Raw genomic sequence first — 8,920 nt, 5'->3', positions numbered from 1 at the left:
ATCATGGAAAGCGAAAAAGGTTCCGCTTATTTAGGCAACAACGCCCTTTAAAAGCCGAGAAGGAAGCGAATGAACACCCTGAGCTCAATGCTAAAATGGAACAATTACGTCAGCAAGTAAATGCTGATTTTATTGTCATAGGCAATACTGAAAAAATTCGTTTGGTGCATCCTGAACCAACGCGAATAGGTCAACGCATGGTTGGGGAAGACTCAGAAGCTGGATTACGTGGCGAGTATTATGTTTCTGAGGCCACTGGGAGTTTAGGTGAATCTATTCGTGGCAAGGTACCTGTTTATGATCATAATGGTGAAGTCTTAGGTTTGGTATCTGTCGGTTTTTTGGCCGGCTCTGTTGAATTGTTGATTTTAGAACGCAGTAGTATACTGATTTGGGGCTGTATTTCGTTACTGTTATTTAGTATTTTTGCTGCCATATTTATTGGTCGATGGGTGCGGAACGCCATATTTGGATTGCAACCAGATGAAATAGCAAGGCTATTTGCTGAACAGGAAGCCATCTTGAACACTGTGCGTTCCGGCATTATTGCACTTGATCCTAATGGGAATGTTCGGAAAATAAATCAACGGGCTTGTGAAATCCTGGAGCAACCGTTGCGTATCCAGCATCAAAGTCTTCATTTAAGTGACCTATTGCCGGAACATGCAGAATTTTTATTGCGTAATCCAAGCCGCCGTATCTTAGGTTTCGAGTTGTTTGCTGCCGATAAACGTCTGGTTTTATCACGTTTTTTACTTCAAGCCCACGGCTACAATGACGGTGTGCTATTGAGTATGCGTCCTGCTGATGAGTTAGAATATTTATCGCAACAATTGGCCAAGGTACAGGCATTTGCTGAGTTATTGCGGGTACAAACTCATGATTACTCAAATAAATTAAACACTATTGGTGCGTTAATCCAAATGGGAGAGTTGGATAAGGCGATTGAGCTAATTGGCCAAGAGAGCCAAGGTTCACAGGCTCAAATTGAAAGTTTATTGACCCATATTCAAGAACCTGTTATCGCTGGATTATTACTGGGTAAGTACCACAAAGCCCGGGAAGTGAATGTCTGCGTGGAACTGAATAATGATAGTTTGTTATGCAGTATTGAACGCAAAGAACTTCTGGAACGCATGGTGTCTATTTTGGGTAATCTGATTGACAATGCGATTGAAGCGGTGCAAAAGGTACAACATATGCGGGTGCCTCGTGTGTTAGTGACCATTGATGAAACGGCGCAAAATATTATATTCGATGTTGAAGATAGTGGTATAGGGCTAGGTGCTGACAAAGCTGCCATTTTTACACCGCAATACAGTTCGAAAACGGGTGCACAACATGGGGTAGGGTTGTATTTGGTGAAAACGCATTTGGAATCTTGTGGTGGTACATTGGAATTGGGAGAATCTGATTTAGGCGGTGCAAGGATTACCGTTTACATTCCGAAGAAACATGTTAAAGGAACTTCTCATGGCGTATTCAGTAATCATTGTTGAAGATGAAGTTGCCGTCTCACAATTGTTGGCTCAGTATTTACTGTTTCCCCAAACTCAAGACACTGTACGCCAGGGACAGTATCAAGTTGTGGGTTGTGCCGGTAGCATAAAAGTTGCGACCGGTTTGTTAAAAGCATTACAACCTGATCTGATTTTATTGGATATTTATCTGCCGGATGGTTCTGGACTTGAGTTGTTACAACAGGTTCGTAAGCAAGGACTAAAAAGTGATGTGATGTTGATTACAGCAGCCAAGGAAGTCACCATTTTAGAACAAGCCATGCAATTGGGAGTATGTGATTTTCTTGTTAAACCTTTAATGTTAAAACGTTTAGATCAAGCACTTGCTCGCTTCGAAGCTCGTCAACACTGTCTCTCGGTAGCGGAAGAAGTAACCCAATCCATCGCAGACACTCTATTTGGGGGGGATAAGCAATCGAGTAATCAAGTACCGGTTCGTTTACCCAAAGGTGTGGATGCCTTGACTTTAGATAAAATCCGTTGCGTGTTTACAGAACATCCGAAACAAAGTTATACCGCACAACAAATGGGGGCGCTTGTTGGCATGAGTCGTTCAACTGCACGGCGTTATTTGGAATATATGCTGGCGATTGACGAGTTGATTGTTGATCAAAATTACGGGGCTATTGGCCGTCCGGAACGAAGTTATCGCTTTATCACCTTTAACAAAAGCTGATGCGATATTGTTAAGTGAGAGAATTATCTGTTCCAGGAACGGCGATTTTTGAATGAACCGCAACCAGAAGGTCGTGTACGCTGAGCTGTACTCAAATGCACTATGTCAAATAATGCATTTGAGTATTATTGGGGATTATCTCAGACTTGAACCGTAAATATCACATCTTTGCCGGCGCTGACGCTACCCTGGCGTTTTTCCAGGTACTTTACGTCTTCCATATTAGCCAGCACCACAGGGGTGAGCAGGCTGTTGACCTGATCTTTGAGAAACTCGAGGTCAAACTCCAGTATAGGTTCGCCGGCTTTAACGTCTTGACCTTCCTGTGCCAGGCGTTTGAAGCCTTTGCCTCTGAGTTCTATGGTACCAACGCCGAAGTGAACAAACAGTTCCAACCCTTGGGGCGACTCTATGCTGAAGGCATGGTTGGTTTCAAAAATTTTGCCTATGGTACCGTCAATCGGCGCCAGCATAAATTGGCCTTTGGGTTCTATGGCAATGCCATCACCGACAATTTTTTCGGCGAAGACCACATCCGGGACTTTTTCAATGGCAACAATATCGCCACTGATAGGGGCATAAACTTTAATACCGCCTTCTATGGTGGGCTGCCCCGATACCATGCGGCGGATCCGGCTTAAAAATCCCATGGGTTGTTTTGTCCTTTTTGTTTTTGGTTTCCGGTTAAACAGTCCCTCGACAACGTTCAGGTTGGGGAAGGGGATTTTTGCTTAGCATACTGAATTAACTGCCTTAATGACAGAGGGAGATCAAGGATGTCAATTCAGACAATCGAGTGCAGGTGAGTGCTTTTTGGGCCTGCTTTGCAAATTGACTGAAGTTACCCTCGCACAGCGCCGCTTTGACTTCCAGCACAGAGCCGGGGTTGACCGACAACTCGTCCAGCCCCATGCCCATCAGTATTGGCGCAATGCGCGGATCGCCTGCCAGCTCTCCGCACAAAGAGACCCTGATGCCGGCCGCTTTGGCGTCTGCTATTGTCATGGCAATCAGCCTGAGGATCGCCGGTGAAAATGAGGGATAATCCCGGGTTAATTCAGGGTTGGTTCTGTCCGCCGCCATGGTATATTGCGTCAAGTCATTGGTCCCTATGCTGATAAAGTCCAGCTTTGGCAGCAGCGTTGGCAGGTTCATAACCGCGGCAGGGGTTTCCACCACTATGCCGAGGCTGATGTCTCCATAGCCTTTCTCGGCCTCGCTGAGCTGCTGTTTGCAGTGCTCCAGCATATCCAGGACGGCATCCAACTCTTCAACCTGATTAACCATGGGCAACATCAGCCGAACCGGGCCATGATTGGCGGCGCGCAATACGGCCCGTAGCTGTGTCTGCAGGATTTCAGGATGTTTAAGGGTGTAGCGCAGGCCGCGCATGCCAAGTGCTGGATTGTCTTCGATTGCCTGATCCAGGCAAGGCAGTTCCTTGTCAGCACCTATATCCAGTGTACGTATGGTAAAGGGCTGGCCATTGAGTAGCTGCAGGGCATCGCAATAGAGGTTGTACTGAGCCTTTTCATCTGGAATGCAACTGACATCCATCAGCATGAATTCGGTACGAAACAGGCCTATTCCTTCTGCACCGACCTGGGGCAGGCGAGAGATCTCATTGAGGTTACCCACGTTGGCCATTAGGCTTATGCGTTTGCCGTCCCGGGTCTGGGTCTGTCTGTCCCGGTATTGCTCCAGCGCACTCCGTCTTGCCTGCTCGCGCTCAAATCTCTGCTTAAGCTCTGTGACTTCGGTTTGCTCAGGGCGAACAAACAAGGCACCTTGGTTGGCATCCAGAATGAGCTGATCGCCGGCATTGATATTGCCTGCTTGATAGTTGCAGGAAAGCAGGGCGGGGATGCCGGCAGCACGGGCCAAGATAGCAGTGTGGCTGGTGAGGCCACCGGTTTTCAGTATGATGCCTTTGATATGTTCAAGGGGCAATAGGGCAAATTCCGCCGGTGTCAGATCCTGGGCCAACAAGATGGAGTCATGCTTGAGTTTATCCAGGCCATCGGCATCGGCGCCGTTGATACTACTGATAAGTCGTCTGCCGAGGCAACGTACGTCCTGGGCCCGGTTTGCTAGATAAGGGTCTTCCAACGCTTCAAGTTCACTGGCCTGGTGGGCAAAGACCCGCTCTACTGCCGCGGTCGCCGAAAACTGCAGCCCACTGATGGACTCGCGAATTTGTTGAACAAGTTCGGCATCTTCCAGTAACAGCAGGTCGGCTTCCACCAATTGGAAGTTGTCTGAATCTTCGGTCAGTTTATCCAGGCTGGTTTGTAACTGCTGGCACAAGCGCTGCAATGCCTGGGTGAGCTTATTCAGCTCTTGGGGGATTTTGGCAAGTGGCAGCAGGCGGTAGTCCATGCTGTTGTCAAAGGGGTTGTAGACTACCGCTTCTCCGAAGGCGATACCCGATGAGACTGCAATTCCGGCGAGGCGCATCTGTGTTCCTCTCAACTTAAGGTGATTAACAGTTCCGACACCCGTTCAACGGCTTCGCGAGCTTGTTCACCTTCGGCAAATACTCTGACAGACACGCCTTGATAGAGCCCCAGTGTCTGCAACTTGAACAGACTCTTGGCACTGGCTTGTTTGCCCTGGCACTCAACCATCACATCACAATCGTACTGTTTCGCCTCTTTTACCAGCAGTGCGGCAGGGCGGGTATGGATCCCGTGTTTGGCGGTAATAGTGACGGTTTTTTCGTACATAGACTTCTTTAACTCATGTAATTAACTGAATAATATCCGGTAACGGCTGATGTTTTGCAATACTCCGGCGACCAAGCCGTCAATTGCCATATTCAATAACCTGATATTGCTGCTTTCTGAGGGCGCGAATGGCGGTATCCAACTTATCTTTCTTCAGCAGTATATAGTCGGTATCGAAGGTTGAAACAGTAAAAATACTCACATGGGCATCGGCGAGAGTAGCAGAGACTCTCGCCATAATTCCGGTCATGGAAAAGCCAAGTGGCCCTAAAAGCTCAAGACAACGCCAGTCTTCTTCCTGCTCCAGGCTATCGAGCTCCAGTTTACAATCGACGACAACCGAAAGTTCCTCGCGGGTTTTGGCAATAAAAAACAGCGGCTGGCTCAGTACCTCAGCCGGAACCTGGGTATCTGAGCTGAAACTGTGGATAGTGAATAGCTGCGGATAGACCGCCAATGTCATGCGCAAAGCCAATACCTCTTTTCTCGCCCGGGCGACCTATGGGCGCCGCTGCGGTATCACCTGCCGGGTACGGCAAACTCCGGGAAGGTAGAAAAAGTTCCATGTGTGCTCTGCGTCGGCTTACAGGCCTGGATGTAAGGCCTGGTTCGCAGCAAAATGGCCCTCGTCCTTTGCAAGAAGCAGAACACAGTGGGCAGGCCTGTAAGCCACGCCCTTGGGGGCTTTCGCAGCAACCGGCTCTCTCGTTATCCAACTTCGACAGGCCCCGGCATGCCTTCAGTCAGATGCCTTGAACGCCAATTGCTGTGCAAACCAGAGTGCCACGAGGACCTTTCTTAGTTTATCACAATAAGAAAGGGGCAGAATACGTTCTGCCCCTCGAGATGTTAGATCTTGAATTGCCCCAGAGTGCGGCGCATGTTCTGGCTGATTTGCTCAAGCGACATTGCCGCGCTTTGGTTGCTGGCATTGGCTTGCACTGAAACTTGAGTCAGTTCGGAAATGGTGCTGACATTGCGATTGATCTCTTCGGTCACCAAAGATTGCTCTTCGGTAGCGCTAGCGAGTTGGGTATTCATATCGCTTATCTGTGCTACCAGGGAAAGGATTTGATCCATGGCAGAGCCTGCCGCTTCGGCTTGTTTTTGCAGCTCGGAGGATTGGCTCTGTGTTTGGCTGTTACTCTCCATAACGGCGCTGACACCGGATTGAATTTCACTGATCAGCTTGTGAATTTCGTTGGTGGAGTCCTGAGTGCGGTTGGCAAGGGCGCGCACTTCATCGGCCACTACTGCAAAGCCGCGGCCGTGAGTACCGGCGCGGGCGGCTTCGATGGCGGCGTTGAGTGCCAAAAGGTTGGTTTGTTCAGCAATGGTTCGGATCACATCGAGAATGCCGCCAATTCTGCCTGAAGCCTGACCCAAGGTTTCGGTAAGGTTTTCAGCGGCCTGCAGTTCGCGCACCAGCTCCTGGCAGTTTGCCAGTGTCGCATCCATGGTCTCTTTACCGCTGAGGGCTTGTTGTTTGACGCTGGAAGCAGCATCGGCAGCCTGCTGGGTATTGTTGGCCATCTCCTGGGTGGTTGCCAGCATCTGATTCACGGCGGTGGCCACGCTGGCGGTTTCCCTGTGGATGTTATCGGCGCTGTGGTTGGACTCTTTGACTGCGACTGTCAGGTGCTCGGCGTCCTCGCCAAGTGATGCACCAAGTGGCTGCAATTCGCTGACGGTTCTACCTATCTTCTCTACAAAACTGTTAAAGGCACGAGCGAGTGCTGCTACTTCATCACGGCCTTGACCTTCGAGCCTTTTACTGAGATCGCCTTCACCTTGGGCAATATCCTCCATTGCGGCGATGGCGGTCTTGAGTGGCGCGGTAATGGATTGATTGAGCACCAGAAAGAAGATGAAAATCGGCGCTGAAATCAACATCATAATGATCAGATAATCGATTGAGACTGACTTCATTGTGGCGTTGACATCGCTGATATATGTGCCGGTGAGCAGAGTCCAGCCCCAATCTTTGTCATATCTGGATTCGGTGAGCTTTTCTTCGCTATTACCACTGGCTGGGTTGCGGATCTCATAGCTGAGTTTGCCTGTGCCATTGGCCTTGGCTTGTTGTTGTAGCTGGGCCAGCGGATTGCTGCCATCCTTGATACGATAATCGGCAATGGCTTGGCCCACCAGCGACGGCTCAGCGCCGTGGGCGATGATTTTTCCCTGATCTGAGAGCAGAATAAAGTAACCTTCACGGCCATAACGCATCTGGCCCACCAAGGCAGCTGACTCTTGTTGAGCCTCTTCGAGAGTCAGTTTACCCGCCTGTGTCTGAGTGCGATGTGCGGCAACTACAGACAGGGCTGTGTTCAGTTGGGCATCATTTTGCAGCCATTTTTGAGTTATCAGATTATCATACTGTTCTTTGATGGAAAAACTGGCGAAACACAGGGTGCCTATTGCGGCCAGAACCAACATAAGGATAAGGCGCTGAAGAATGGTGAGCTTCCTGAGTAATGCCATTTTGTACTCCTTTGTTATTTCTTATTAGGTAGTTGGCAGCGACTATAACGCGATGGAAAAACCAAGTGAAACCTTTTTACCTTGTGTGTATTGCTTTGTTGATCGGGCTCATTGTTCAGCTTATATCAAGCCTAAAAAGAGCTCCTTGCTTCGCTGCTCTCAATGCTGCACAGAGGATATCGGCTCAAATATCAGAAACTTAAGCCGTGCTAAGTCACTTTAGTTAACCTTGGGGGTCTAATTAATTGTTTTTATTTTGATTTTTTTGCCTGAAGGGCTCAAGATTAACCCTATGTCTATTATTGGTCTCTTTTCATGAATACACCTCAAGTCATTAGTTCAGACGATATTTTACTGAAGCTTTGTCATTCTGTGATCCATGTCTTATCAGCCACTACAGCAAGTTCTTTGTCTCATGCTGGAGTCGTACAGCGTATTACCCGCACTCGGCTTAAGCCGGATCTCGGTTGTTTCTCTATCTTTGATGGCGGTTTTTCCGGCCTGGTGGTGATTAACTTTTCAGCGGCCGCCGCGTTGGAAATCTATCGCCGCTACATGCTGCATATGGGCATGCCGGAGGAAGAGTTAGCTTTCTCCCATACCTCAGATGAGGTGGGTGATGTAATGGGTGAGTTGATGAATCAGATGCTGGGGGATTTTATCGGCAAGGTATCCAAGGAGCTGCAAACTTCTATTAGCCAAAGCCAGCCAAAGATGCTGACTATAAACAAGGAACTGACGATATCGATTGATGCCAACTTGGACGAGCCCATTGCTCGTAGAGTGTCCTTCAAAACAGAAAATAACCATATATTTTATCTTGAATTTGCTATGGACAAGACAGAGTTTATTCGTCTGGCAGAGTTTGAAACCGATGAAGAATTTGATCCTGATCTGCTACTAGCTCGCCATGGCAGTCAACAGTCACAGAGTAAAGCTCCTGAATCTCCTTGGGTGAAAGCGGCAAATGTCGATGATGACACTGATGATCTGTTCAGAGAGTTGGGAATTTGACCCCCTGAGGTGACGGTGGTTTTGTTCATTTCAGCATGTCGGGGAATCGACTCGAAATAGCTTCCCCGGCCCCTACTTACCAATTTGTGGAAAGTCTGAATGGCAAATTCCGAAATGAATGTCTGAATCAGCACTGGTTCAGAACCTTGGGCGGGGCTTGATACTAAATCGAGCTATGGCGTGAACACTACGACCATGTTCGCCCTCATAGTTCACCGAACTATATGCCGCCTGTTGCGTATGCCAAGCAGCAAAAGCTGGAAAATCTCATCAAGAGATTGGTATTAATTTAGGGGAAAGGCTGAGCCCGACGAGCTACCATGCTGGATGAAGGAATTAGGGAATTGGTTGCAGGAGCCGGATTTGAACCGACGACCTTCGAGGCTTTTATAAAGAACTGAGCCCGACGAGCTACCATGCTGGATGAAGGAATTAGGGAATTGGTTGTGGTGCCGGATTTGAACCGACGACCTTCGAGGCTCTTGTAAAGAACTGAGCCC

Annotated in this window: 8 protein-coding genes and 1 pseudogene; 4 read left to right on the top strand and 5 right to left on the bottom strand. The window is 48.6% G+C overall.

Annotated features, from left to right (window positions below):
• Together RC73_RS19135 and RC73_RS19130 are read left to right on the top strand one after the other, a co-directional pair.
• Positions 1-1,499: sensor histidine kinase (locus RC73_RS19135; RefSeq protein WP_082014385.1), on the top strand; the 1,499-nt coding region annotated here is incomplete at its 5' end.
• Complete coding sequence (locus RC73_RS19130; protein ID WP_039036124.1) at positions 1,474-2,196, top strand: response regulator; 723 nt, start codon at positions 1,474-1,476, stop codon at positions 2,194-2,196. The genes RC73_RS19135 and RC73_RS19130, both read left to right, overlap by 26 nt.
• Positions 2,197-2,336: 140 nt before the next feature.
• On the opposite strand, the gene crr is transcribed toward RC73_RS19130, so the two are convergent.
• The 5 genes from crr to RC73_RS19105 form a co-directional block, all read right to left on the bottom strand.
• Positions 2,337-2,846 (bottom strand): PTS glucose transporter subunit IIA, encoded by a 510-nt coding sequence (gene crr, locus RC73_RS19125; RefSeq protein WP_039036123.1) that lies wholly within the window; start codon positions 2,844-2,846, stop codon positions 2,337-2,339.
• A gap of 103 nt (positions 2,847-2,949) precedes the next feature.
• Positions 2,950-4,653 carry a phosphoenolpyruvate--protein phosphotransferase gene (gene ptsP, locus RC73_RS19120; RefSeq protein WP_039036122.1) on the bottom strand — a complete coding sequence of 568 codons (1,704 nt, stop codon included), beginning with the start codon at positions 4,651-4,653 and terminating at the stop codon, positions 2,950-2,952.
• Positions 4,654-4,664: 11 nt separating this feature from the next.
• The gene (locus tag RC73_RS19115; RefSeq protein WP_028779985.1) at positions 4,665-4,922 is read right to left on the bottom strand and encodes an HPr family phosphocarrier protein; all 258 of its coding nucleotides are present in this window, start codon (positions 4,920-4,922) and stop codon (positions 4,665-4,667) included.
• Positions 4,923-5,001: 79 nt separating this feature from the next.
• The gene (locus RC73_RS19110; RefSeq protein WP_025010258.1) at positions 5,002-5,391 is read right to left on the bottom strand and encodes an ACT domain-containing protein; all 390 of its coding nucleotides are present in this window, start codon (positions 5,389-5,391) and stop codon (positions 5,002-5,004) included.
• 380 nt (positions 5,392-5,771) lie between these two features.
• On the bottom strand, positions 5,772-7,406 hold the full coding sequence (locus RC73_RS19105) for a methyl-accepting chemotaxis protein (protein ID WP_039036121.1): 1,635 nt from the start codon (positions 7,404-7,406) through the stop codon (positions 5,772-5,774).
• Positions 7,407-7,721: 315 nt separating this feature from the next.
• Between RC73_RS19105 and RC73_RS19100 the strand changes: the two genes are divergently transcribed.
• Entirely contained in the window at positions 7,722-8,420 is a 699-nt protein-coding gene (locus tag RC73_RS19100) for a DUF3334 family protein (RefSeq protein ID WP_039036120.1), read from the top strand.
• 47 nt (positions 8,421-8,467) lie between these two features.
• A pseudogene (locus tag RC73_RS20645) lies at positions 8,468-8,713 on the top strand (integrase core domain-containing protein); the annotation flags it as partial.
• Positions 8,714-8,920 lie beyond the last annotated feature (207 nt).

It is taken from the genome of Shewanella sp. ECSMB14102 (assembly GCF_000813075.1).
GTDB lineage: Bacteria > Pseudomonadota > Gammaproteobacteria > Enterobacterales > Shewanellaceae > Shewanella > Shewanella indica.
This window is presented reverse-complemented; position numbering and strand designations above follow the sequence as displayed.